Origin of the sequence: Modestobacter sp. DSM 44400 (genome assembly GCF_900107175.1) — a bacterium.
GTDB lineage: Bacteria > Actinomycetota > Actinomycetes > Mycobacteriales > Geodermatophilaceae > Modestobacter.
The window spans coordinates 20,950-46,200 of record NZ_FNOZ01000033.1 but is presented as its reverse complement, the minus strand read 5'-3'; the positions used below and the strand labels follow the sequence as shown (position 1 = coordinate 46,200).

Annotated in this window: 19 protein-coding genes and 1 pseudogene; 6 read left to right on the top strand and 14 right to left on the bottom strand. The window is 72.4% G+C overall.

What is annotated here, in order from left to right:
* Window positions 1-312, top strand: a pseudogene (locus tag BLW04_RS17810) (ISAzo13 family transposase); the annotation flags it as partial.
* Here BLW04_RS17810 and BLW04_RS17805 read toward each other — a convergent pair.
* The 14 genes from BLW04_RS17805 to BLW04_RS17740 form a co-directional block, all read right to left on the bottom strand.
* A complete protein-coding gene (locus tag BLW04_RS17805) occupies window positions 278-2,230 on the bottom strand; it encodes a hypothetical protein (protein ID WP_139306895.1) in 1,953 nt (650 codons plus the stop codon). The pseudogene BLW04_RS17810 and the gene BLW04_RS17805 sit on opposite strands and share 35 nt — an antisense overlap.
* Before the next feature lie 138 nt (window positions 2,231-2,368).
* Window positions 2,369-4,078 (bottom strand): phage tail protein, encoded by a 1,710-nt coding sequence (locus tag BLW04_RS17800; protein ID WP_091544317.1) that lies wholly within the window; start codon window positions 4,076-4,078, stop codon window positions 2,369-2,371.
* Between the two features lie 16 nt (window positions 4,079-4,094).
* On the bottom strand, window positions 4,095-6,302 hold the full coding sequence (locus BLW04_RS17795) for a putative baseplate assembly protein (RefSeq protein WP_091544314.1): 2,208 nt from the start codon (window positions 6,300-6,302) through the stop codon (window positions 4,095-4,097).
* Window positions 6,299-6,691, bottom strand: a complete 393-nt coding sequence (locus BLW04_RS17790; RefSeq protein ID WP_091544311.1) for a GPW/gp25 family protein — start codon at window positions 6,689-6,691, stop codon at window positions 6,299-6,301. Before BLW04_RS17790 ends, BLW04_RS17795 begins: the two co-directional genes overlap by 4 nt.
* On the bottom strand, window positions 6,688-7,047 hold the full coding sequence (locus BLW04_RS17785) for a hypothetical protein (protein ID WP_091544308.1): 360 nt from the start codon (window positions 7,045-7,047) through the stop codon (window positions 6,688-6,690). Before BLW04_RS17785 ends, BLW04_RS17790 begins: the two co-directional genes overlap by 4 nt.
* 16 nt (window positions 7,048-7,063) lie before the next feature.
* Entirely contained in the window at window positions 7,064-8,647 is a 1,584-nt protein-coding gene (locus tag BLW04_RS17780) for a phage baseplate assembly protein V (RefSeq protein WP_139306894.1), read from the bottom strand.
* On the bottom strand, window positions 8,644-9,444 hold the full coding sequence (locus BLW04_RS17775) for a CIS tube protein (protein ID WP_091544301.1): 801 nt from the start codon (window positions 9,442-9,444) through the stop codon (window positions 8,644-8,646). Before BLW04_RS17775 ends, BLW04_RS17780 begins: the two co-directional genes overlap by 4 nt.
* Before the next feature lie 2 nt (window positions 9,445-9,446).
* Window positions 9,447-10,451 (bottom strand): eCIS core domain-containing protein, encoded by a 1,005-nt coding sequence (locus BLW04_RS17770; protein ID WP_091544296.1) that lies wholly within the window; start codon window positions 10,449-10,451, stop codon window positions 9,447-9,449.
* Window positions 10,452-10,481: 30 nt separating this feature from the next.
* Complete coding sequence (locus BLW04_RS26880; RefSeq protein WP_175484123.1) at window positions 10,482-10,631, bottom strand: DUF6760 family protein; 150 nt, start codon at window positions 10,629-10,631, stop codon at window positions 10,482-10,484.
* Entirely contained in the window at window positions 10,628-11,002 is a 375-nt protein-coding gene (locus BLW04_RS17765) for a hypothetical protein (protein WP_091544293.1), read from the bottom strand. Before BLW04_RS17765 ends, BLW04_RS26880 begins: the two co-directional genes overlap by 4 nt.
* Window positions 10,999-11,439, bottom strand: a complete 441-nt coding sequence (locus tag BLW04_RS17760; protein WP_091544291.1) for a phage tail protein — start codon at window positions 11,437-11,439, stop codon at window positions 10,999-11,001. The genes BLW04_RS17765 and BLW04_RS17760 overlap by 4 nt, the downstream gene beginning before the upstream one ends.
* 37 nt (window positions 11,440-11,476) lie before the next feature.
* A complete protein-coding gene (locus tag BLW04_RS17755) occupies window positions 11,477-12,625 on the bottom strand; it encodes a phage tail sheath family protein (RefSeq protein WP_091544288.1) in 1,149 nt (382 codons plus the stop codon).
* A 53-nt stretch (window positions 12,626-12,678) separates the two neighbouring features.
* Entirely contained in the window at window positions 12,679-13,509 is an 831-nt protein-coding gene (locus BLW04_RS26050; RefSeq protein WP_139306893.1) for a Pvc16 family protein, read from the bottom strand.
* On the bottom strand, window positions 13,506-15,671 hold the full coding sequence (locus tag BLW04_RS17740) for an AAA family ATPase (protein WP_091544281.1): 2,166 nt from the start codon (window positions 15,669-15,671) through the stop codon (window positions 13,506-13,508). Before BLW04_RS17740 ends, BLW04_RS26050 begins: the two co-directional genes overlap by 4 nt.
* A 323-nt stretch (window positions 15,672-15,994) precedes the next feature.
* On the opposite strand from BLW04_RS17740, the gene BLW04_RS17735 reads away from it, so the two are divergent.
* The 5 genes from BLW04_RS17735 to BLW04_RS17715 all read left to right on the top strand — a co-directional run bounded on the left by BLW04_RS17735 (window position 15,995) and on the right by BLW04_RS17715 (window position 25,017).
* Window positions 15,995-19,219, top strand: coding sequence for an NACHT domain-containing protein (locus tag BLW04_RS17735; RefSeq protein WP_091544278.1), 3,225 nt, complete (start codon window positions 15,995-15,997; stop codon window positions 19,217-19,219).
* A gap of 278 nt (window positions 19,220-19,497) precedes the next feature.
* The gene (locus tag BLW04_RS17730) at window positions 19,498-20,835 is read left to right on the top strand and encodes a hypothetical protein (protein ID WP_091544275.1); all 1,338 of its coding nucleotides are present in this window, start codon (window positions 19,498-19,500) and stop codon (window positions 20,833-20,835) included.
* Window positions 20,835-22,223, top strand: coding sequence for a hypothetical protein (locus BLW04_RS17725; protein ID WP_139306892.1), 1,389 nt, complete (start codon window positions 20,835-20,837; stop codon window positions 22,221-22,223). The genes BLW04_RS17730 and BLW04_RS17725 overlap by 1 nt, the downstream gene beginning before the upstream one ends.
* Window positions 22,220-23,578, top strand: coding sequence for a CHAT domain-containing protein (locus tag BLW04_RS17720; RefSeq protein WP_091544268.1), 1,359 nt, complete (start codon window positions 22,220-22,222; stop codon window positions 23,576-23,578). Before BLW04_RS17725 ends, BLW04_RS17720 begins: the two co-directional genes overlap by 4 nt.
* Window positions 23,575-25,017 (top strand): hypothetical protein, encoded by a 1,443-nt coding sequence (locus BLW04_RS17715; protein WP_091544265.1) that lies wholly within the window; start codon window positions 23,575-23,577, stop codon window positions 25,015-25,017. The genes BLW04_RS17720 and BLW04_RS17715 overlap by 4 nt, the downstream gene beginning before the upstream one ends.
* Window positions 25,018-25,251 lie beyond the last annotated feature (234 nt).

Here is a 25,251-nt window from a genome sequence, read left to right as displayed (position 1 = left end):
ACCGTCCGCGTCTGCCACCTTCCCCCGGCCACCAGCAAATGGAACAAGATCGAACATCGGCTGTTCAGCTTTATCACCATCAACTGGCGCGGCAAACCGCTGGAGAGCCGCCAGGTGATCATCGACCTGATCGCCTCGACCACCACCCGCACCGGGCTGAAGGTCTACGCCCGCCTGGACGAGGGCTCCTATCCCGACAAGATCAAGGTCACCGATGCCGAACTCGCCGACGTCCGGCTCGACGGCGATCCGTTCCACCCAGAGTGGAACTACACGATCACACCGCGAACCATCGACGACGAATTACACTGATGTAATTCCCTTCCAAGCTCTTAGTGCGCTCGTCGTCCGTACTGCCGGCATACCTGGCCAGCGGGTGTTCGGGAGCGTCGGGTCCCTCCTCCGCGCCCTCCTCCGACGGCGGGTGCATGCGGGGATCCACCCCCGGCAGGCTCGCCCCCGCCACGAGGTCGGCCACGATCCCGCAGACCCGGGTGTCGTACGGCCGGTCGGTCAGGTCGACCTCCGGGATGGGGATCCCGTCGTACGACCCGTAGCAGGCGACCGGCACCCCGGTCTGCAGCACCACCACGTCGCCCTGCTCGACCGTGTCGCCGGCGGCGTTGACGAAGTAGTCGGTGACGTAGCCGCCCTTGCCTCCGGCGAAGAAGGCATGCCCCTCCTGGTCCACGCCGAACAGCCGCACGAAGTCGTTGCGGAAACCGAGGTGACCGAAAGGTCCACCACCGGAGCGGAAGAAGCTGTAACCGATCATGAACTCGAACGGTCGCTGCCCCACGATGAGCCCTCGGCTGTCCATCTGCAGCTTGAGGTTGTTGGGGGTCAACTGACCCTCGTTGAAGTACGTGCCGTGGGTCAAGATCGCGGCATCGCCGCCGGTCTTGGGCAGCCAGAGATCGCCTTTGAGCGCGACGGCGAGGCTGCCCACGTCCATGGTCAGGCCCCAGTCCGAGGCGACGTTGCCCCAGAGGCCCACCGCGTCGTTCCCGGCCATGCCGACGAAGGCGCGGTCCGCGGCCGCGTCGGTCTGGAACAGCCACAGCCCCGCCGAGGACTCCGATGCCTGCCGCAGCCGGATGCGACCGTTCACGTCGAGCAGGAAGTCCGGGTGGTCGTGGCCGATCCCGACCTGTCCGGCAGGCGTCACCGCCAGCTTGTCGCTTCCCGACCACAGCCGGGCCTTGCCCTCCTTGGCGTACCAGATCCAGCGCTCTCCGTTCCCGGGGTTGCTCACCAGACTCGTCGCGGCGCGATCGGCGAAGGAGAAGCCGGCCCCCACGCCACCGCTGTGGATCTCGGTGTTGCCCTCGACCTGCAGCAGCCGACTGGGCGGCCGGTTCCCGAGCCCGATCCCGACCCGCCCGTCGAACCGCCCTGCCCCGGAGACGGTCAACGCGCCACCGAGCGACAGGTCGCCGTCCAGCCGGGCGTCCCCCCGGACCGTGAGCCCGCCGCTCAGCTCGGCGTCCCCGCCGGGCCCGACGGTGAGCAGGGGTTCGGGCTCCTGCTCACCGAGCCGGCTGAGGACCACGTCGCCCTCAGGGGTGACGGTGAGGGCAGCCACGGGTGCCTGGTCGACCCGCAGCGGCGGCCCGCCGGCGGCACGAGGGGCACTCAACTCGAGCCGGCCGCTCGGCGTGCCGACGGACCGTCGGGGGCCGGGGGTGAGCGCGCCCACCCCGCCCGCCGCGTCCACCGTCACCGCCGCCAGCACCACCGTGTCGCCGCCGTCGACGAACCCGTCGGCGGTGACCAGTCGCAGCCACGGCGCGTGCAGCAGCGCGGGCGCGTTGGCCAGCGAGTTCTCCCCCGCCACCTCCCGCCAGGTGATGGTCAGCAGGCAGTCGCTCGGCAGATCCGTGGTCACCACGGGCACGCCATCCGATCCGACCGGCACCGTGGGCACGTCCTGGATCTGCAGCGGGTCCAGCGACCGCTCCACCACGGCCAGCCCCTGGGGGGCCAGCACGATCGTGCGTCCCGCGGCGTCCAGCGCCACGCCGGGGCTCACCGTGACCCCGGGACTCCCGGAGGTCGCGGTGACGGCCAAGCCGTGTGCCACGCCCCAGCCGAACAGGCCGCTGCCCCGGGCCCGGTCCTGCGGCAGCAGGTAGTTCTCGAGGTCGGTCAGGCTCTCGCCGTGCCCGGTGGCGCCGGTCCGCACCGTGTGGGCGACCGACAGATTCCAGTACTGCGTACGCCTGACCACGCCTTCATCCATGCGCCACCTCCAGGTGGGTCGGCCCGACCGGCAGCGGAACCGGCCGGGGCGTCGTCGTCAGCGGGTCGCTGGTCCCGTGGTGCCGTGCCCCGCCGCGCGTCGGCGGGCGGCCGGCTCGATGGCCGGTCACAGGATCGAGGTGGTCAGGGTCCACACGGTGTGGCCCGGTTTCTGCTCGGTGACGATCGTGCTGATCGTGCCGACGGCCTGGTCGAGCGCCCGCTTGCGGTCCTGGGGATCGCGCGGCAGCCGCGAGTCGGTGAAGTGGACGACCACGTCGAACTGGAACGGCCGCACCCGCCCCCAGTACGGCTCCAGCCCGGCGACCTCGCGCTGACCTGGGTCGCAGACCACCAACCGGTCCCCGGTCGCCACCATCCCGCTGGGGTACACGAACTGACCGGGTCCGGTGATGGGCACCACGCCGGCGCCACCATCGGAGTCCACCTGGTACACCGCCGCGTGTTCGGCGACCGGGCAGATGAACGGGTCGGTGTTCGAGGGCGCGAACGGCTTCAGGCCGACGTCGAGCACGTACATCGCGCCGGCCAGCCGGACGACGGCCGTGGGCGAGACCAGCGGGTTGTCCGCGCGGTCGGCCGGCAGCAGCAGCGACTCGGACCAGGGGTCCTGCCGGGGGTCGACGCGCACCAGGTTGCCCGGGAACTGCGCCGGCGTCGCTGGGGCCTGTTCCCGCCCGTCGCCGATCAGGAACGTGCCGTCGGGTTCCACCGCCAGGCACAGCGGCTCCCGCACTCCGGTGAGCTTGGTCCGGGTCACCTCCAGCGGGTCTGGCCGGACCCGCACCACGCTCGGCGCCGCGGCCTCCGGCTCCCGGGCTCCGCGGTCGAGTGCGAGGAGGTCCCCGCTCCTCGGGTCGACGGCGAGGCCCACCATCGACACCGCGGCGCCGGGTGCGGTCAGCGTGGTGACCAGCGTGGCCGGCGACTGCTCGAGCGGAGCCGGGATCGCGAACAGCCGGCCAGTCCGGGTGAGCACGTAGAGGGTCTCGGGCGCGGCTGCCCGCGGCGGTCGGACGGCCGCGCCGACGACGTCCTTGAGCGGCAGCTGAGGCACCAGCGGGCGCGGCCGGGGCGGCGTCCCGGTGAGCGGGTACCGCCCGGAGGGGTCGAGCTGCCACAGCCTGCTCGGCACCGTGACGGCGGCGCTGTCCGGGAGGCCGATGTCCCCCACCAACAGGTCACCGGCCGCGTCCACGGCGATGGACCACGGCCTGGTCAGCCCCTCGGCACGAAGCGCGTTGCCGATGACGACCGGTCCCTGGGTGACGAGTGCGGCGACGTCGGCGGGCGCACCGGCACGCGGCGTCACCGTGACCAGGCGAGCACCGTCGTCCACGGTCACCCGGGGCCGGGTGTGGCCGACGGCGTACAGCTCGAGGTACTGGTTCAGGCCCGCCCGCCGACCACGCAGCCGGTAGATCTGGGCGATCCCGGCAGTGACCTTGCGGCGCTGGTACTCCTCCCACAGCGGCTCGTCCTGCAGCGTGGGGAAGTCCAGTGCCACCCAGGAGGCCAGCCACGGCAGGAAGTCGGCCGGAGTCGTCCACGGGTCGAACAGCTGGTGCAGGTCCGCGATCTCCTCGGTGAGCGCGCGGTGCTCGTGGACCACGTCCGTTCCCGCCGGATCGTGCCGCCGGTGGGTGAGGACGACGTCGTCGGGGATGCCCGTGGCGATCTTCTCGAAGATGCGCAGCACTGCACCGAGGTCCAGCGGGGACGTCGCCCGTGCTGCCGCGTCCACCCCTGCGGGCAGGTCGGTCCCGCTCCACAGCGCTGGTGGCAGGTGGGCCAGGTAGCTGCTCGGATCCGCCATCGCTCTCCCCGTCCGCTCAGAGCCGCACGGGCGTGGTCTTGACCTGCTGCTGCCCGTCGTCGGCGGCGCACACCAGCTCGTAGTCCGCCAGCCGCACCGACGCCCCCAACGGCGACAGCAGGAAGGGGCGCTCGATCTCCGCCCTGTAAACGCCGCCCGGCCCCAGCGGTGGCGCGTGGTAGGCGGGGGTGTCCGGCTTCACCTGCAGCACGCTGATGTAGCCGACGTCCCGGGCCGGCATCAGCGCCTGGAACACGTCGGAGGTGAAGACCGGGTCGCCCACCTGCCAGCCGGTGCCCTCGGGGCCACCCCGGGTCGGGTGCAGGAACCGCTGGATCCGCTCCCGGGTGTCGGCCTCGATCGCGCTGCGGCTGGCGCCGGCTTCGAGCGCCTGCTGCCAGACCACGATCTCGAGGTTGACGACCACGGGCAGGTAGCGCGGGGCCACGACCTCCAGCCGGGCCGTCAGGTCTCGGCGCGCGTCGAGGTAGCCCTGGACCAGCCGGACCTGGTCCTCGGTCGGCTCCGGCCGGCGGACCGACAGCCCCCGATCGGGGACGACGACCAGATTGACGGTGCCGGGTGCGCGCACGAGTCCGCCGAACTCCCAGGGATCGCCCGCCCGCCACGGCGGCGGGTTGCCGGGGGCGGTCGCGGCGTGCTGACGCGGCGGCAGGCAGCGGATCACGCGGAGGTCGTTGCTGGCCTCCCGCGCGAGGAACTCGTAGTCGTCGACCGTCACCGCCCGGTAGCGGATGCGCAGCTCCTCCGGAGCACGGCGCATCGTCTCCTCGATCGGCTCCTCGTCGGTGCCGTCGCGCGCCGGTCCGCGGTTGCTCACCGTCCCGATGCCGGGCGGGGCCTGACCCTCCGGGGTGGTCCCGAGGATGACCACCTGCTCCGGCCCGACGTTGCCGCCCGCGCCCGTGGCGACGTAGCGGTAGCGGAGCGCCCGGATCCTGCTCCCGCTGGGCGGGATGGAGCCGCTGCCGGCACCGGTCTCCTCGTCATGGTTGCCGAAGCGGATCTCGCCGGCCACGGGTTCCACGCGGTACACCTGGCCGGCTCCGGTCGGCAGGTCGTCCACCAGGTCCCAGGTCTGCCAGGTGGTCGGCGTCCCGGTCCCGACCTGCACCTCGAGATGGGCGTAGGGACCGGTCAACCCGGGACGGCGGTACAGCGGCCGGTTGGCCAGCGGGAACACCTGGAAGGGCCGGCCCGTGCTGGTGCCGAGCAGTTCGGGCTCGCGGACGGTCAACGCCGTCCGGGCCGAGGCGGCGTTGAAGACCAGCCGGTCGATGCCGACCACGACCGGCCGGGCGGGATCGCCGGGTGCCGCGGGGGCGGGAGCGGTGACCGACAGCCGGAGCCAGAACAGCGCATCGGTGACGGCGGCGGCCTCGTCCGGCGGGGTCACCGTCGTCCAGACCCGCACCGGTGCGCGACCGCCGGCATGCTGCGCCGTCCAGTCCGCAGGCACGGTCAGCCGCAGGGGCCCGTCATGGACGAGTCCCTGCGTGCCGTCGACGACGGCGTCGACGCGCGGCCAGTCGGACGGTTCGTCCTCGTCCCGGGAGTAGTGGCAGTCCAGCGTCGCCCCCGGCGGCCGCGCGGTCTGGTACAGGTGCAGACCCAGTGACAGGTCACCGGTGACCGCGCCGTCGAAGCCCAGCAGCAGGGTGCCGGTCTGCCCCGCCGGCACCTCCAGCAGCAGGCCCGCCGTCGGGGGCCCGACGAGGACCGCGGTCAGGTTGCGGTAGGTCCCGGTGACCGATCCCGTCGCCTGCGGCGGCAGGCCCAGCGTGGCGGTCAGCACGGTCGGCAGGACCTCGACCTCCTCGTCGGTCTCGAACACGACCGGGCGCCCGCCCGTGGGGTCGACGGTCTGCGCCTGGGTGCCGGCGGGGACGGCCCGCGGGCCGTCGACGGAGCTCGTGAAGGTCAGGAACGTCCGAGCCGGGGTCGGCGGGTCGCGGGTGATCCCCAGCAGCTGGAGAAAGGCCAGGTAGTTCTTCTCCGGGGTCTGGTTGAGCCGGAAGACGATGCCCTCGGCGAGCCAGGCGAACAACTCGATCAAGGTGATCCCGAGATCGCTCGGGTTGTGGTCGGTCCACTGCGGGGCGTACTTGGGGATGAGCGCCCGCATCTGGTCGACGAGGTCCTGCCAGGTGCGGTCGTCGAGATCGGGCGGCAGGACTCGGCCGCGGCGCGACTCCAGCGTCATCCGGCACTCTCCAGGGGGAAGGGAAGGACCAGTTGGTGCTCCTGGGCGGTGGCTGTCAGGCGGTACCGGACGTCGATGACGAGCTTCGCGCCGGCCAGGTCATTGGTGACCAGCACGTCGAGGACCTCGATCCGCGGTTCCCACCGGGTGAGCGCGTCGGACACGTAGAACGCGGCCAGGCCGGCGGTCGCAGACGTGTTGGGCGCGAAGAGCAGGGACCGCAGGTTGGCCCCGAACCGCGGCCGCATGACCCGTTCGCCGTACTGGGTGCTGAGGATGACCCGGATCGACTCCTCGACCTTGGCGACCCCGGCGGACTCCGCCAGCCCGGTGATCCCGATCCGCAGCGGGAAGCTCAGGCCCCGACCGAGCACCTCGTCGGGGTTCATGGCTCCACCGCCGCGCGCAGCCGGGTCGGCCCGAGTCCCACCTGCACCGGGGCGCCGGTGGGTGGCGGCGTGCCGCTGGTGAGCGCGACGAGCCCGGTCAGCAGCACCGACACCCGTCGCACGGTGAGCCGGGACAACGCCCCGGCGGTCACCGTGGCCACTGTCCGGCACTTCACGGTCGGTGGGGGGCCCGCGGCGTCGGGGGTCGTGCAGCCGCTGACCGTCTTCCCCTCGAGCGGGGCGATCAGCACCGGCTTGAGGGCCACCCGCAGCCGGTCGGAGGCCGCCGCGGCCACCGTGCCCCCGTGCAGGCAGCTGAGGCCGTGTGCAGCGGTCAGCACCACGGGGCCGGTCATGCGGTGCTCCTGGGCGTCATGTCACGTCCACCCCGCCCGGCGTGAGCTCGATCTTGGTCGTGCCGCCGGCGGCCTCGAGGGTGATCTTCCCGGTGGCCGTGATCGCCAGGTCGCCCGCGGCGCTGAGCGAGAGCGAGCCGAGGCCCTGGGTGTCGTCGAAGGTGAGGCTGTGCCCGGAGCGGCTCTTCAGCACCGTCGTCCGATTGGCGCCGTCCGCGTTGGTGGTCGGTGGCCGGCTCGTGGCGTTCCAGAGCGAACCGAGCACGTACGGGGCGCTCAAGCGGCCGTGGTCGAACGCCACGAGCACCTGGTCGCCCTTCTGCGGCAGGGAGAAGAACCCCGCGCCGGCCCCGGTCATCGGGCGGGCGCACTCGGCCCAGTGCGTGACCTGCTTCCCGGTCAGCCCCGGGTAGCACACCTCGATCCGACCGGTCGGCGCCGCCGGCGGTGTGGCCAGCAGCTCGTTGTTGGAAGTCACCTCCGCGACGAGGACGCCGAAGAAGTGCCCGGTGTCGTTCGGCGCCGGCTCCTCGACGAGCTTGTTGCGCAGCAGCCCGAGCAGGCTGGAGTGGCCGCGCGCGGTGATGGAGAAATCGGTCCGGAAGCCGCTGGCGTCGATGCGGTGGGTCACCTTGCGCAGCCGGTAGGTGCCGGAGAAGCGACGACCCACGCCGGCGATCTGCACGAAGCGCCCGGCCGACAGGGCCGGGACGCCGATGCACGAGCCGGACCCCTCGTACATCCCCTCCAGCACGTTCGACAGGACGGCCTTGGCCACCGCCACCGCCTGCACCGGGTTGCTGATGGGCTCCTTCCGGATCCCCTTGCGGACGAAGGACATCAGCAGCTGTGCTGCCTCCGTGCCCAGGCGCTCCAGCAGGTTCTCCGGGTCCAGGTCGGCCGCCAGGATCGTCACCGTCAGGGCCTGCGCGAGCTCCTGGTTGTAGACGCGGATCTGCTGGACGCCGGCCAGGCCGGCGGAGGAGATCCGCGGGGAGAAGCTGGAGAGGTTCCGGCCCCATTCCAGGACGTGCGCGGCGGCCTGCGGCCGGGGGAAGTGGAAGTGCAGCCGGTCCCACTCGACGTACACGTCGAAGAAGTACTGCTCGGCGCAGGCCTTGAGGAACGCCATGTCGGTCTCGGCCTTGACCCGGTCGGTGATGAACGGCGCCGGGTCCACGACCGGGACGAGCCCGTTCTCCGCGGCGATCTGGGCGGCGATCACGCTGTCGTTGATCACGGGATAGGCGCGCGGCTCCGGTTGGGCGTGCCGCAGTCGGTAGGACTTGTCGTAGCCGGACACCGTCACCGTCGGCGCGCCGTCCGCGGGGAACGACGGCTCGACGGCAGCCACCTCGCCGAGGAACGCGGGAACCAACTCCTGGCCGTACCCGAGCCTGATCTCCACCGTCTTGCCCAGGTCGAGGAGGGCGGAGTCGAGCAGGCGGTTGTCGGCGTTGCGCAGGGTCAGGCTGAACGAGCCGGCGAGGTCCAGGTCGGTCTCCACCGTCAGGCCGAGCACCTGGTCGGACAGCTCGGCGGCCACCGTGACGCCGGACAGGCGCACCTGGAAGCGCGGGGCGTACGGCGGCGTCCTCATGGTCTTGCCCCCGGTCCCGTCGCCGCCGCGGTCGAGGCGGCCAGCGGCAGCACCAGCGCAGTGCCGACGACGAGGCCGAACGGGTCGACGATCCGGTTGGCCTGGGCGATGTCGCGCCACCGGGCGGCATCACCGAGGTAGGCGGCAGCGATGCCGCTCAGGGTGTCGCCGGCCAGCACCATGTGCATCACCGTCTCCGCCGCTGCCGACCCACCGACCGCGGCGGTCGCGGCCGCGACCCCGGCGTTGACGGCTCCGGACAACGTGGGCGAGCCGAGGAAGACGCCCTGCCGGACCTCGACGCTGACTTCGACGTACTCCTGCAGCCGCACCGACATCGTCGACCGGACGGGGGTGCCGTCCCGGGCGAACATGGTGAAGCGCTGGCCGGCGTCGGTGAGCACGCAGCGGAACTGGATCTTGCCCAGGGAGAACAGCAGGACCGGTGGCGCGAGGGTCTGCGGGTCCTGGTCCAGCAGCTGCACGATCGGCGCCGTGTGGGCCCGCACGTCCTCGCCGCTCTCGTACGTGTCGAAGAAGAGCTCCATGGCGAGGACCCGGTTCCGTCCCCGCACGTACTGCAGGGGCGATGCGCCCAGGCCGGGGATGCCCACCTCGGCGAACTGGTTGCCCTGCTCGAGCTTGATCTCCTCGGGGTTGTACATCACCGGATGGCCGGCCCCGGTGGACGTGTTGATCAGCACCGCCTTGGCCAGCTCGTGCGTGTTGGACACCTTGCCGAGGTGCCGTTGCAGGGCGAGCGGCACCGGCCTGGGGCGGCCCACCGGCAGGGACATGGTCAAGCTCCCCGCTCGAAGTCGGTGCGCAACCTGCGCATGAGGTCGTCGATGACGCTGCGGCGCAGTGCCTCGACGTCGAAGGAGGCGCCGGCCGCGGGGGTGTCCTCGGCACGGTCGGTGTCCGCGCTCATCGGCACGGCCGACCCCGGGACCCCGGCGGGGTGCGGTGCCGAGGTCGGCAACTCGACCGGGGGCGGGGGCGAGGCGGAGCCCAGCGCGGCCGGCCGGCCGGAGTCGGGCAGGCTGCCGGGCCGCCAGGGCCGGCCGGGGACCGACGGGTGGTCGCCGGGGCCGTGCGCCGCGCCGCCCGCAGTGGGCGCGGCGCTGCGGGCGCGCCGCTCGACCCGCCGGGCGAGGTCCTCCTCGGTTCCGGCTCCCTGCGGGGTGGCGCGTCGGGCGGCGCTGTCCCGGTCGAGTGCGGCGGTGACGTGCCGGGCCTCGTGCGCCAGCAGGGCGAAACCGGCGGGGCTGTCCGGCCGGAACCGGCCGGAGCGCAGGTACGCCTCGGTCCCCACGGTCACGGCGTCGGCCCGGCGCGCTCGCGAGAGTGCATCGGCGTCGGCGCCGGTCCGCACCACCAGGTGGTCCGCGCCCGGCCCCGCGACCGCCCGCAGCCGGGAGCGGACGTCCGGCGGCAGGGCCGGCCCGATCGGGCGCCGAGGCTCCGGCGGCAGCACCGGGCCTCCGCCGTCCGACGCCGGTGGACCCGGATGGACGCCGGCGGCGCTCTCGACGGAGCGGCGGGACCGCCGGGCGGACACGACGGGAGAGGGGCGCGAGGTCTCGTTCCGGGCGAACCGCTCGGCCCACGACCCGTCCAGCTGGTCCAGCCGCTGGAAGAGGTGAGCGAAGCCTGCCTCCCAGCTGTAGACGAGCAGGTGCCGGTCGCGCAGCTCTCCCCCGCTCGTCGCCAGCCGTTCGCCCCGGGTGGGCGGACGGTCCGGGTCGTCCCGCGGACCCACGGCAACGGCGCCCGCCTCCTCGCGGTCGGGTCCTTCGCTCATCCCGCGCTCCTCGTTCCGGTGAGCGGGCGATCAGCCCTGCTCGAGCTGTGCCGCGACCTCCCGCACCCAGCGGAGTCGTTCGGCGTGGTCCAAGGTCAGCACCTCGGTGAGGGTCCAGTGGACGTGTCGTCCGAGGAAGGCTGCCTCCTGGTGAACCCGGTCCAGGGGGTAGCCGGTCATCCCCCCAGGAGGGGCACCTCCACCTCCTGGCCCGCACCGCAGTGCGGGCACACGACCGACAGCACCGGTGGGGTGAGTCCGTTGATCCGGTTGTAGAGGTCCTGCAGGTGGGCCAGGTCCTCGGAGAAGAGGGCCTCCACCACGCCGGGGTTGATGTCCGGCACGGTGCCCAGCCTGGTGACCACCCGGGCCAGCAGCAGGACGACGAGGTAGGCGGGCCAGCCCTGCACCCGCGGGTCGCGGAGGGGGTAGATCTCGTCGGCCGCCGTCGCCAGGCGCATCGTGCCGGCGCGGTGCAACGTCCCGTCCGCGTCGACATAGCCCTTGGGCAGCTCGAACGGCACCTCGGTGACCAGCGCACCGGCAGTCATACCCGCATCAACCCCTCGTGCGCGAGCACGAGCGTCTCGATGAGGATGTCCGACCCCTTGGCGTTCAGCCCCGAGCCGTCCCACTTCGTGGGCCAGGCCCGGGCGAAGTTCCAACGGGCCACCTCGGTGCGGTTGGCCAGGTCGAAGACGACGATCGAGCCGTTCTTGCGGACCACGTTGCCCTGCACGATCTGCAGCCGCCACTCCCACAGCTCGGTGGACGTGGTGGAGCCCCACTTCAGCGAGATGTCGGTGTAGGAGGTCTTGCCGGGGAGCTTGCGCACGGTGACGTTGTCGCCGCCTTCCCGGTTCTCGATCACCTCCGTCGTCGAGCCGAGACCGCTGCACTCGGTGAAACTGCCCTGCGCGATCCCGTCCAGCTCCACCAGGAAGTTGAAGCTCCGGAACGGGTCGACGCGCTCTCCAGTCTTGGGCATCTCCTGCCTCTCCCTCCCGCCGCCGGACGCTGACCGGTCAGGCCTCGCTGATGGTGGCTCCGCCGTCCCACAGCCCGATCCGTAGGACGACGTGCTCGGCCGGCCGGGTCACGGCGAGGCCGATCTCGATGTACACCTCGCCGCGCTGACGCACCGGCTCCGGGTTGATGGACTCGTCGACGGTGACGTAGAACGCCTCCTCCGCGGTGCGCCCGAACAGGCCGCCGGACTCCCAGACGCGGGTGAGGAACTCGCTGATCGACCGGTCCAGGCCCTTCCACAGCGCCGGGGTGTTGGGCGCGAAGGCGGCCCACCGCAACCCCGCCACGAGGGAGTCCTCGACGTAGGACACGAGGCGGCGGACGTTGACGAACCGCCAGGGCAGCCCGTCGGTCAGGGTCCGGGCGCCCCACACCACGGGAGGGCTGCCCGGGAACCGCCGCAGGGCGTTGATGTTGCGGCTGTTGAGCACGCCCTGCTCGGTGTCGTTCAGCGTGTACTCGACGCCGACAGCACCGCGCAGCAGCTCGTTGGCCGGTGCCCGGTGGACGCCGACCGTGGCGTCGCAGCGGGCCATCACGCCGGCGATGTGGCCCGAGGGTGGGACGGCGATCGTCGCCGGCGGGGCGGGATCGGGGTTGGGGATCAGGATCCACGGCCAGTAGAGCGCGCCGAAGCCGTTCCCGGAGGCCAGCCCGCCGCGCTGGGTCAGCAGCGGCCCGTCGTTCTGCAGCGGGGCGGCGTCCTGCGCGCCGTCGAGGACGGCGAAACGGTCCTGCAGGTCCTCGCAGTGCTTGATCACCTTGTCCTGCTGCAGGCCGGCGTCGACGAGTCCGGGCACGCAGACCAGGCCGACCTCCGGCAGCCTGGTGAGCCGGTCGAGCGCAGCGTCGAGGCCGTCCGCGTCCACCGCCTTGACCGGCACCACGTAGGCAAGGGTGCCGCCGTTGTCGAAGAACCCCCGGACGGCGTACGGCAGGTGGAGCCCGGCCCGTAGGTCGCCGAAGGTGCTCTTGTACGCGTTCCAGCTCGTCACCGGCACCGCCCGGCCCGCATCAGCGCCGTTCGGCGGCGCGGCAGGGATGCCGATGAGCGCCGCGATGCTCGTCCCGACGCCGGAGACCGGACCCGCCGGCGTGATCTCCTCCAGGTGCACGCCCGGCGCCACGGTCGAGTAGTCGACCATCTCTCCTCCTTCGCTGAACCCTCGTCGCTGTCCACCCGGACGCCTGCTCGGCCTCACGGGCCGGAGATGACCACCGTGTGGGTCTGGTGCTCGGCCCCGTAGGTCACTCGCACGTCCTGCGGTGGACTGCCGTCCCGCTCCACCTGCAGCGTGTAGGTGCCGAAGCCCGGTCCGGGGACGACGAAGTCCCCGTGCCGGTCCGCGGTCACGCTGTCGCCGGTCTCCAGCACGGTGACCACCGCGCCGGGCACCGGGTCGGCAGCCCGGTCGACGACCCGCCCCGACAGCAGCGGGTCGACGACCGACGTCGGGCGGATCCGGACGCCGTCCTCCTCGAGGGCCGGCACGTCCTCGACGTCGTCGTAGGGATCGATGGAGATCGTGACGGTCAGGGCGAAGGCCGGCCGCGGCGCGATCCCGAGGGCGTTCCAGAACTCCGCGTTGGAGCGCCCCTCCTGGGTGCGGGCCAGCGCGACCGGGAGCGGGTAGGGCTGCGGTGGGGCGCTCAGCGAGCCGCGCAGGAACCGCTCGTCCAGCACCGGGAACCGGCCGAGCCACAGCAGGGCCAGCCCCAGCAGCCGATGCTCCTCGGCCGTCTTCAGCCCCCCCGACAGCACCGACCACGCGGTGATCAGGTACGTGCAGTCCACCCGCAGGGAGGGCATCCGGGACGTGTACCTGTTCCCGGTCCGGGTCATCACCCGGGCCTCGTCGCGCAGTGAACGGTTCTCCGTCATCTCGTGCAGGAACAGGTTCAGCGTCGCCTGGCTGGGCCGGTAGTCCTTGTCCGGCGTCTGGAAGGCGACGTCGGCGTTGCGCAGGTCCCCGGGCGCGACCGCGTCGTCGAAGAGCGCGGCGAGCGAGGAGTCGAGGTCGTTGATCACGGTGTCCCCACGCCCGGGTCGGCGAGGGCATCGGGCACGACGCGGCCCGTCTTGGCGAACTCGTGTCGGACGGCCCGGTGGACGGTCTCGGCGTCGATCGGCCGGCCACCTGCCGCGGCCAGGTAGGCGGCGTGCAGGGCGGCGTTCGTGATCCCCGCCCCGGACAGCCGGAAGTCCCGGCCCAGCTGGGCGGGGTCGACGTCGTCGGCGATCGGTACCCCGGGCGGGAAGCAGATCCGCCAGAGCTCGGCCCGCAGCTCCTCGTCGGGGAAGGGAAAGTCGACGATGAACTGCAGGCGCCGGGTGAAGGCCTCGTCGAGGTTCTCGCGCAGGTTCGTGGCGAGGATGGCGACGCCGTCGTGCTGCTCCATGCGCTGCAGCAGGTAGGAGGTCTCGATGTTGGCGTAGCGGTCGTGCGCGTCGTGGACCTCCGAGCGCTTGCCGAACAGTGCGTCGGCCTCGTCGAACAGGAGGATCGCGTCGGCCTCCGCGGCCGCCGAGAAGATGCGCTCGAGGTTCTTCTCCGTCTCCCCGATGTACTTGCTCACCACCCCGGACAGGTCGATGGCGAACAGGTCGAGACCGAGCTCCCCGGCCACCAGTTCGGCGGCGGTGGTCTTGCCGGTTCCCGGCGGTCCGGTGAACAGCACGCTGATCCCGCGGCTGCGGACGAGCTTCCGCCCGAACCCCCAGTCGGTCAGCACCGTCGACCGCAGCCTGACCCGCGCGCACACCAGCCGCAGCTGCTCCGACGTCCGGGCGGGGAGGACGACGTCGGGCCAGGACCGGACGGGCTCGATCCGCCGGGCGAGGGCGGACAGCCGGTGACTGGTCTGCCGGCGAGCCGCGGCGAACACCTGCGGCGCGGTCGGCAGCCCGTCCGGTGCGGTGGCGACGGCGTTGGCCACCGCCGCAGCGACCCTGTCGGAGCCGAAGGAGAACCGGTCCGCGAGCGTGCCGGCGAGGGAGGCCGCGGAGGCGACGTGCGCGCGCTCCAGCTCGTGCGCCCAGGACGCCCGCCGCAGGTCCAGGTCGGCGCCGGCGAACTCGACGTCCATCAGGCCGATCGCACCCGTGTCGGCGGTCCAGGGCTCCCGGTCGACGAGCACCGTGATGCCGGTCCGGTCGGCGAGCCCGTCGAGCAGGGCCTCGTGCCGCCGAGAGCCGGGCGGCAGGTCGGAGGGCGCGTCGACGCGGAGCAGCGCCCCCCGCAGTTCGGCCTCGCGGAAGGCGCGGAACACCGCGGTAGCCGCCCCGTCGTCGTCCTGGGGCAGGTGCCCCACCTCGAGCGCGAGGAGGGGCAGACGTAGCTCGCCGGCGAGGGCATCCGCCGCCGCCCGCCGGCCGGAGCCCTCGGGCCCGTGCATCAGGATGCCCAGCCGACATCGGCCGAGGGCGGCGTGGACGGCCCGCAGGACCGAGCGACGGACCTCCGCCGGCAGCGCCGTCGACCGCCACCCACGCGGGGACGGCGTGCTCCACCGGCAGCACGACGTCAGCTCGCGATCCAGACCGCCCCCTCCGAGGAGCAGGGCGACCACCTGCGGGTCGGGGACGACGGCGTGCGCGAGGAGCGGCGCCCCCGCCGGGCGGTCGTCCGCGGCCAGCCGGAGCACGTGCAGGCGCAGCAGCCGGGCATCGGCCGCGAAGAGCGCCCGGTGCACCAGCTTCTCGTCCACTGACGTGCTGACCAGGTCCAGCACCAGGTCCACCGTCGGACGCCGCCGGTTCACGTCGTCCTGGAGGTAGCCGTAGAGCCGCTCGTAGCGCAGATCCGCCTCCGGCGCGAGGGCGATCAGCACGGTGTCCAGCTCCGCGTCGCTGAGGCCCAACACGTCACGCAACCACGCCCATCCCGGGTGCGCAGCGGCCACCTCGTGCCACTCCGGTGCAGACGTCCGGCCGGTGCCGCGCAGGGGTGTCCCCAGTGGCCGGGCGAGCGCCGCGAGCACGTCGGCGTCGCTGAGGTAGAGACCCCGGAAGGAGTCGTGGCCCGCGTCGGCCCCGTAGCGCTGCCGCGCCGCGGCCACCGCGTCCGCGACCCCGGTGTCGAGCCGCTGGAACGGCAGTCGCCAGTCGGGCGGGGTGGCCGGCTCGTGGCGGGCTCCGGGGCCATCGACAACGGCGCTCGGAGAAGCTGCCCGACCCATCACCGGCGCCACGGGCCCGCTCCTCCCGACCTCGATCTGCTCTGCGTCAGAGGATCACCGGGCTGCGTCACCGCTCCGTCACCGTGGCCGCCCGCCCAGCGGCGAGTGCGTCAGTGACGTCGTCGTGACGGTCGGCGCCTTGACTGGCGCGGACCATGAACCGACAGCAGACACCGAAGCAACGGCCGTCGCCGCCGGCACCTCGGGACCGGCCCGCTCCCGGGCCGGTCGCGCTGCGCCTCCAGCGACGGTGGGCGCGCCTGGTCGGCCCTGTTCGCCGCCGTCGGACGACCCGCCGGATACGACCGTCGAGACGGGACGCCGAGCGGGACACCGTGAAGTGGCGCAGCGGCAAGCGCGAGATGATGACGTGGGTCCTGTCGATCACGGCGGCGACACTGCTGGTGTCGTGGATCCTCCGCGCCGCCTACGTCGTCCTGTGGCGACGACGGCCGCTGGACCTCCCGCTGGGCTTCAACCCGGATGAGGCGTGCCGGCGGGTCGGCACCTCCTGCGGCACCCTGACCGGCTTCGTGGTGTCGTGGCTGTCGATCGGGGCCGCGATGGCGATCTTCCTGCTGCTCAGGTTGTGGGCGGTGATCAGGCCGTACCGGTCCAGGGCGGTCAAGACGCCGTCGGAGCTCGTGCCCACCGCAGGGACCATCCCAGGCGACATCGTGGGCCGTGACGAGATCTGCGAGGTGATGATCGACGACCTGCGCAACAGTGCTGACCGTCGCCCGCACATCCTCCTGGGCGGCGTCGGAACGGGGAAGACAGCGGTGATGGTGCAGCTCACCCATCTCCTCGCCATGCGGGGTGCCGTACCGGTGCCGATCCGCCTCCGTGATGCGGAGAAGGGGGTGCTCGACTTCCAGGGACTGGCGTGGAAGCAGTTCAGAGCCGAGATCGAGCCATCGATCCTGTCCCAGGGGGAAGGCGAGAGAGCCTGGCGCTACCTCCGGAAACACGACCGCATCGTGGTCCTGGCCGACGGCATGGAAGAGGCACTCAGCGACGATGGGTCCGGAGACGACCGCGAGGCCATGGTCCGCGTCGGCATCCGCCGCGCACGACGGGACCGCCTGCCCCTCGTCATCGCGTCACGGCCCCACGACACGCTCCGTGGCGCGGATGCGGCGATCTTCGAGCTGGAACCGCTGAGCAAGTCGGACTCGCTCGGGTACCTGGAACGGCGCGACGCGGCAGGTGACCGCCAGCGGCTGGACTGGATCGTGGAGACGGCGGACATCGCCGAATCACCGATCTACCTGCGGATCACCCGTGAGCTGCACGACCGGGGACTGCTGCAGCACCTGACCGACGGAGTGCGGGCCCACGGGGTGAACACCCGCGACCTGGACCGTTCCGCCCTGCGGCTCAACCTGCTCGACACGTGGTTGTGGGCACTGGTCCATGGACGGCTCCAACCGGGAGTACCGCTCAACCAGGACGAGCGACTGCTCACCGTCACCTTCGCGTCGGTCATGGCGATCGAGGGGTTGAAGCGCGACTCGTTGGAGGTGCGCTACTCCGACGTCGTGCGTGTCAAGCCAGGGCGCGAGGACGGCGAGAGGGAGATCAGCGCCGAGGACCGCCAGAACGAGGACGACGACGCCGGCGAACACCTGGTCGACGAGGCGCTCCGGGCCCGGGTCACCGCCGTCCTGAAGGCCCGCCGGATCCGCCCGGTGCAGATCCGCCTCGCGGCCACCTGGGCCAGCCGGCTCGGGCTGCTCGAGGCCCGCGGTGAGGAGGTCCGGTTCGACCACAGCATCCTCCAGGCCTACCTCGGTTCCCTCCTCCTCGACGAGGTGATCGGGAACGACGCCTTCCGCACCGAGGCCTTCCAGGCCCCCCGGCGTCCGGGTCGGGAACTGCTGATCGCTGCGGTCCTGATGTCACGTCGTCGGGTCGGGTCGGACCTCGCGGCGAGGAGATTCAGCGCGGACAACCCGATCACCGGAGCCACCGCCGTGGCGCCCGACCGTCTGCACGCCGTGGTCACGGCGCTCACGAAGCGGGCCTCGAGTCGCAAGGACAACAAGTCTCTCGACATGTTCGCCGCAGCGCTGGAGATCGACAGCGTTGTCGACCTCCCGCAGCACCCACAGATCGCGGCCCGGGTCCGCGGGGCCTGGGACGCCTTCACGGCCTCGGACCAGCGCACCCTCGAGGAGGCGAAGATCGGCCTCGTCCGCCGGTTCGGGGATGCCGCGCGGCAGATCGACCGGCGAGCAGCTCGCCGGGAGCAACCCGGGACGGTGGCCCCCGGGTACCACGACCTCTTCCGCATCGGCTGCCTCGAGTCGGCGTCCTACGCCGTCCGGCACGCGGTGGCCCAGGAGCTGGGGGTCAGCGGGCACGGGGCCTTCGACCAGCTCAAGGAGGACTTCGCCGCGGCGCTGGACGACGACTGCGGCGACGTCAACGATCCCGAGGAGTGGTGGCGGACGAGGATCATGTCCGCCTGGCTGGCTCCGCTGCTGTTCGGCTCCGTGGGGCCGAGCGGACCCGGCGGGCCGAGCGCGCAGGACGACGCGGAGCGGAACCTGCGGGAATGGGTGCGGCGGGTCGGTGCGACTCCCGTCGGCGACCGCGAGCCACGGCTGCCCATCTCGGTCGAGGTCGCCCTGGCGCAGGGGTTCACCTACTCGGCGAACCGCAGACGCCGGCACCCGTACTCGGAGACGGGAGCCCGCTCGTTCCTCGTGGAGCAGGCCGCGGACCTCCTCAAGCGCACCGGGTTCTGGGCCGGCCAGCTGCCCCTTCTCCACGCGCTCACCCTGTGGTCGCTGCCGGACGACGGCGTGGACGGCGCCGATCCGCCCCCGCCCAGCAGGCGCGATGGGCCGAGGACCTGGAGCACCGACCCGAGCACACGCGTGCAGCACTGGCTCCAGTCGGCCGGGACCAAGAGGGACCGGACGGCCGACGCGGACCGCGGGAGCACCGTGGACCGCAAGCACCCCTTCGTGCGGGAAGCGGCGGAGCTCGCAGTCCTCGCCCTGGACTCGCGCGAGCCCGAGCGGTTCATCTGGATCGACGTCTTCGGCGTCACCTCGAAGATCGGCTCCAGGAACAAGCACCTCGCGGGCCCCCGCAAGCACAACCTCTGGATCCCGCCGTCCACGGGGTGGAGCTCACTGGCCCCCCGCGCCCAGCAACTCGTGGCCGATGTGCTCCTGCTCATCAACCTGGCCGACCGCGGACCGCGTTCGGTGGAGCGCGAGACGCGACTGGAGCGGGCCAACCGGCCGGATCTGCCGCCTTGTTTCGCGCGAGAGCGCGAGCCGCTGGACCCCAACCGTGCCGCCGGTGACGCCAGCACGATGCAGCCCGGCTCCAACTGCGCAGGCGGGTGCCCCTTCGAGCTCTGCCCCTACCCACCGAAGGGCATCCAGTCCTACCGGGCGGAGATGAGCGAGGCGTTCTGCAGGAGGCAGCAGACGTTGCTCGGCCGCAGCCGCCTCCGGCGACGGGCGGCCCCCTGGCAGGGCACGCTGCCCGAGGACCTCGGCAGGTTCTGGGCAGAGATGGCCCACCGTGCTCGACGCTGATCGTCGACCGGAAGCCCCACCACGCCGCGCCGAGAAGTGGTAGCCCGAGCCTCTCGGAACCCGCCCGCCAGGCGCCGTGAAGGGCACTCGAGGCGGGGTCTGGCGGCCGGAGTCGTCATGGCGTCGAGGACCCGAGCCTGGTGACACTGCCGTGACGGGCCGGTGACGCGCAGGTCCCACCATCTCAGGCAAGGGCCTCTGCGGCTCGACCCGGGACACCGGCCGGCGTCGTCCTTCGTCCTCCATCTGTACATCGGCGTACCACCTTCGAGGCCACGGTGACCACATCAGCGCTTGAGCCGTACCGGACTGTCGGTCGAGACGATCCGTTCTGGATCCTGCAGTACGACAAGAAGGGCGCCAGTCGCTCGCCCGAGACGCTGGAGCGGGTCCGCGACGCCCTGCGATCCGGTGAGTTCACCGACGTCGTCGTCTTCTCCCACGGGTGGAACAACGACTGGGAGACCGCGACTGAGCGGTACGACCACTTCGTCGACGGCGTCGTCGGCCAGTTCCCGGACGAGCCGCGCCGGCGGGCGCTGCTGGTGGGCATCTTCTGGCCGAGCGCCCTCCTGGTGCTCCCCGGCGAGCGGGAACCGGACTTCGCCTCCGACATCGGCGAGCCGACGGGCGCGCCGGTCGATCCTGACGCCGCCGCGCTGGACGACGTGGCGGCAGAGCTGACGCCGGCCGACGCCGCACGCGTTCGCGAGCTTGCCGCGCAGCCGAGGCTCGACCCGGGCGGCACCGCCGAGCTCGCCGAGCTGCTGGCGCCGCTCTACCGCAGCGCGGGACCGGAGCTGGGTGAGAGTGTGGTCGCGCCCGACGGCCCGACGCTGGCAGCGAGCTGGCAGTCCGCTCCCCCTCCGGTGGACTCCCCGGTTCCGGCCCTGGACGGCCCAGACGACCCCGACGACGACGACTTCGGCGCCGTCATCCCCGGTCCACACGATGGTCCCCGGGCCGCTGGCTTCGGAGATCTCATTGATCCCCGCAGCGCCGTCCGCGGCGCCTCCGTGTGGCTCATGAAGGACCGGGCCGGACGTGTCGGCACCGCCGCGGTGGGTCCCCTGGTCCGGCACGCGCTCGCGGAGAGCCAGGCCAGGGTGCACCTGATGGGCCACTCGTTCGGCGCCAAGGTGGTTCTCTCCGCCGTGGCGGCGCAGCCGGTCGCCCGGCCCGTGCACTCGATGTTGCTCCTGCAGCCGGCAGTCAACCACCTGTGCTTCGCCGAGGCCGGCAACGGGGAGCCGGCGGGTGGCTACCGCGTCGTCCTCGACCGGGTCGAGAAGGGGATCTTCAGCACGTACAGCGCCCACGACAAGCCGCTCACCCAGTTCTTCCACTGGGCGCTGCGGCGGGACGGGGACCTCCGCGAACCGTTGCCGGCCCCGTGGCCGGATCCGCCCAGCGTGTACGCGGCGCTCGGCGGCTACGGCCCACACGGCGCCGAAGCCTCCACGCAGTGGCATGCGCTCCAACCTCAGGGCGGCGCGTACCAGCTCGACCCGGAACGGAAGCTGGTCGCGCTCGACGGCACACGCGGCATCGCCGGGCACAGCGCGATCAGCGTGCCCGCAACCTGGTGGGCGTTCCGCCAACTGGTGTGGTCCTGATGCCCGTCCTGCTCAACCGCGCGTACGCGCTCACGGCGATCGGGGCGTCGCTCCAGCTGACCGGGGAGGAGGACGTCCCTGAACCGCGGGGCGTCCACGTCGAGGTCGACCTGCCCGACGACGTCCGCCTGCAACACGACCTCACGCTGGCGGACCTGGGCCTGCCGCTGGACCTCAGAGGGATCGACAAGGCCCTCGCCGACCGGCTTCCGGGCCTCCCGCCGGCCTGGCACACGGAGTTGCTCCGGGCACTGGAGCCCGCGCCCAGGGACCAGCCGGTCTGGCTCGACTTCCGACGGCCCTTCGGGCACCTGCCGGCCATCCCCTGGGAGCGCCTGTTGCTGCCGCAACTGGGGTTCCCCCTGCTGCGGCTGCCCTTCTCCGCGGTCCCCCCGCCCGACGTACCGGCCGACGACCTGCGGGTGGCGGTGTGCGCCCCCTGGTCGGGCACGACGGCGCTACGGGACTACCTCGGCACGGTCGTCCAGATCCTGCCGGGGGCCCGCGTCGACGTCTTCACCGCTGACCGGGAGGCAGTCGACTGGGTGGCGCCCGGCACGATGGTCCGGTTCCACGAACCACCGACTGAGGACGAGCTCTTCGAGCCGACGTCTCCGTCACCGGATGCCCCCGTGGATTCCCGGCCCGACAACCCGTGGTTGCGCTGGATGCTGGACGAGATCGCACCTGGGACGGTCGACGTCGTCCACCTGATCTGTTCCGCGCGGGTGTCGGAGAACTACGGGCTGCTCGACTTCGGCGCCTCACCGGCCGGGGTGGACAGTCCCCGCGCGATCCGCCTGGTCAGCGTCGCCCAGTTGCTGGCCTGCCTGACCGAGCTGGGCGCCTGGAGCCTCAGCGTCGCGATGCCGGAGAGCCGCGCCCCGCGACGCGGCGAGGCAGGGCTGCGGATCTTCATGCACCGGATGACCGGACTGCTCTCCGGACCGGTCATCCTGCACGCGCCGGCCGGCCCCGCTACCGAACTGGCGGCGGCGTACCGGTTCCTGTACACCCCGGGACCACATCAGCTCCCGATGACACCGACCCTGATGGTCGCCTGCCATCCCCTGCTCGTGCAGTCACGGACGGCGTCGACCTCGCCGGCACCGAGGAAGGACGACGTGACGGCGGAGCGGATCGAGTCCGCACTCCGGGACTGCACGCTCGACGCCGGCGTCCTCCGCCAGGCCCGGCGCGACCCGACCGAGCCGTCGGCCTGGGTGGCCTCGAGTCAGCGGATCCTCGAGCGCTGGACGTCGAACCTGCTGGGGACGGAGGTCGATCCCGCAGGCTCCGACACGGCGTCCCGGGGCGTCACCGACGCGCTGTCGTTCATCAGCAGGTCGATCGAGTCCTCGGTCCGGGGCAAGCGGGACGACCGATGAGGCGCGTCGTGGTGCGGGTGGCCACGGTTCCCAGCGCGGACCAGACGGGTGAGGCCGTCTTCGTGTCGGTCGAGGAGCCGACATCGGTACCGGGCTTCGGGCAGCTGTACCCGTTCGTCGGCGATCCCGCGCTGGTCGACCAGTTCAACGAGGACCCGCCCTCCGGAGAGAACATGCGCACCGTGGGGCAGGCCCTGCTCGCCGAGCTCGGCAAGCACGAGGCCACGAAGGCGGCCTTCCACTACGCACTCGACCTCACACCGCCGGACGAGTGCTGCCCTGTCTACCTCGACCTCGAGGGCTCCGAAACGGCCGCCGCCTTCCCGTGGGAGGCGCTCTTCGAACCGGCAGCGGGGTTCCTCGCGCTGGAGGACCGCTGGCCGATCGCGCGCCGGGCCGCCGCGATGGCACCGGAGCGAGGCGTACGGACCTTCACCGCGCCGATCCGACTCATGGCAGTGATGTCGGCCATCGGGGTCTCTGCCGCGGAAGAGTGGGCGGCACTCCGGCGGGCGATCAGACAGAGTCCGGACACGATGGGCCTCGAGCTGTCTCTCTGGGTCGGCGAAGGAGCCGTGGCAGACCAGATCGAGGCCGACCTCAAGCAGGACGGTGTCGAGGGTTCCGTCCAGTTCCTGACCGGCGCCAACGACCTGTTACGCGCTCTCAAGAACTTCGACCCGCACCTCCTGCACCTGTTCTGCCACGGCCAGGGCGGGACGTCGCCGTTGCTCCGGCTCGCCACGCGGCGGGAGCACGACCGCGGGCACGGCAGCTCGGTCGTGCTCGAGCCACTCCAGCTGCACAGCGTCGGCCGGTCCACCTGGCTGATCTCACTCAACGCCTGCAAGGGCGCGAGCGACTCCGCGGGGGCGCGGTCCCTCGCCTACCTGCTCACCCGCGCTGGCTGCCCGGCCGTGGTGGGGATGCGCGATCCGGTGTCGAGCGCTGTCGCTGCGGTGTTCACGTACGGCTTCTACACAGCGCTGCTCACTCAGCTGGGCACCAAGATCGTGCCCGGCGAGGAGGTCGACCTCGAGCTCGCCGGCGCTCTGGCGGCGCCCCGGCGCGACCTACGGGACACCCACCAGGCAGCGGACCTGCGCCAGTCGGCTGCCTGCCACCGTGACTGGACCCTGCCGGTGTTGTACGTCCGCCGCGACCCGCTGGTCATCGAGCAGCTGGTCGCCGACCCGTTGCACGACGCACAGACCCAGAAGGACACCACCGACTACCTCGACACCCTGTTCACGTGGCGCCGTGAGCATCCTGCAGGCACGGCTGCTGACGTCCTGGCGCGCATCGACCAGGAGATCGACCGTGCACTCGAGGAGCTGAGGAGGCCGCCACGGTGACCACCACGGTCTCGCCGGCCCTGCCGACCGCCTTGCGGGTCAACGCCTGGACGGGCGAGGAGCCTGGCCCGGGACCGCTCGGTCCCACGTCCCGCGGCTGGGCACTGGACGGTCACGGCACGACGCTCCCCCGGCTCCTCGCCCCCGAGGACGACGCGGACCCACGGGAGTGGCGCGACCCCCGGGTCGGCTGGGGCCTGGTGCTGCCCGACGACGACGCGCTGGCCGACGACGCGAAGGCCCGGGGGGAAGACGCGCCAGGACCACTCCGGGAGCTGCTGGAAGCCAGGCCGGGCTCCCCCGTGCTCCGGTACCGGACCGAGCCGGCGTTGCGGTTCACCCACCTCCGGCGGTACTACACCGACCGGCCGTTCCAGGACATCGCACTCAGCGGTCCGGACCGGGGCACCGCGGCCGGGGCGCTGCCCCGGTACCTGCTCATGTACGGCGGTCCTGACGTCATCCCCTGGGAGTTCCAGTACCTCGCCAACCAGTCGTCCGCGGTGGGCCGGCTGACGCTGATCGGGGCGGGCCTGGAGAACTACGTCACGGCGCTGCTGGGCGACTGGCCCGCGTCGGCGGCCCAGCCGACGCACACCGTCGTCTGGTCCGTGGACCACGGCCCGGCCGACGTGACCCGGGTGATGCGCCGGGCGATCGGGGCCCGCCTTCAGAAGGCCCTGGCCGGCGACACCGAGATCGGTGTGAACGCGCGCTACCTCGACGGCTCGAAGGGACAGGCCACAGCGGCCGCGCTGTACCAGGCGCTGAACGACCGCCACCCAGGGCTGGTCGTCACCACCAGCCATGGGAAGACGGGGCCGCTGGCCGACCCGATCGCGATGGTGCGTGACCTGGGGCTCCCGGTGGACGGCGAGTACTCGACCGTCGAGCCGGCGCAGCTGCTCGCCGCGTGGGAGCCGGACGGTGCGATCTGGTATGCGCACGCCTGCTGCTCGGCCGGCAGCGACGGCAGCACCATCTACGCGGGACTCCTGGAGGAGGGGTCCTGGCTGGACCACGTGCTGTGCGGGATCGCCGGCATCGGCACGCACGTCGCCCCACTACCCGCGGCCCTCCTCGGGGCGGCACGCCCCCTCCGGGCCTTCATCGGTCACGTCGAGCCCACCTTCGACTGGACCATCCAGAACCCCCACACCGGGCAGAAGCTCACCTCGAGCATCTGCCGCGGCCTGTACAACGGGCTCTTCCGCCCCGCGCCCGTGGGGCAGGCCCTGCGCGAGTCGTACGCGCACGTCGGCGAGTTGTACGCGGCGCGAGACGGTGCCTACCGGGCCTACGACCGGGGGGAGGACACCGCGGGTGTGGCGATGGCCACCACGCTGGCCGCGCGGGACCGGCAGAGCATGGTGGTCCTCGGCGATCCCACGGTGGGCGTGCCACCGCTCCCCTCACGCAGCGCGCCACCCCGTCGCTAGCGAGTCACCCGCCTGCCCTTCGCGGACGCGGTGACGGTGCTGTGACGGGCACCGGCGATGGTTGGTCCCGGCGGACGGGCGGTGACCGTGGACGACGACCGGAGCAGCGTGCTGCTCGTACGTGTGCGGCTGGCGAACGGCGCCGGCGCCGACGAGGTCGACCGTGGCCGGGTCCCGGCTCGTGAGGGGTGCCCTGGACGGCTCGGTTCGTCGGTCCAGCCACACCCGCACGAG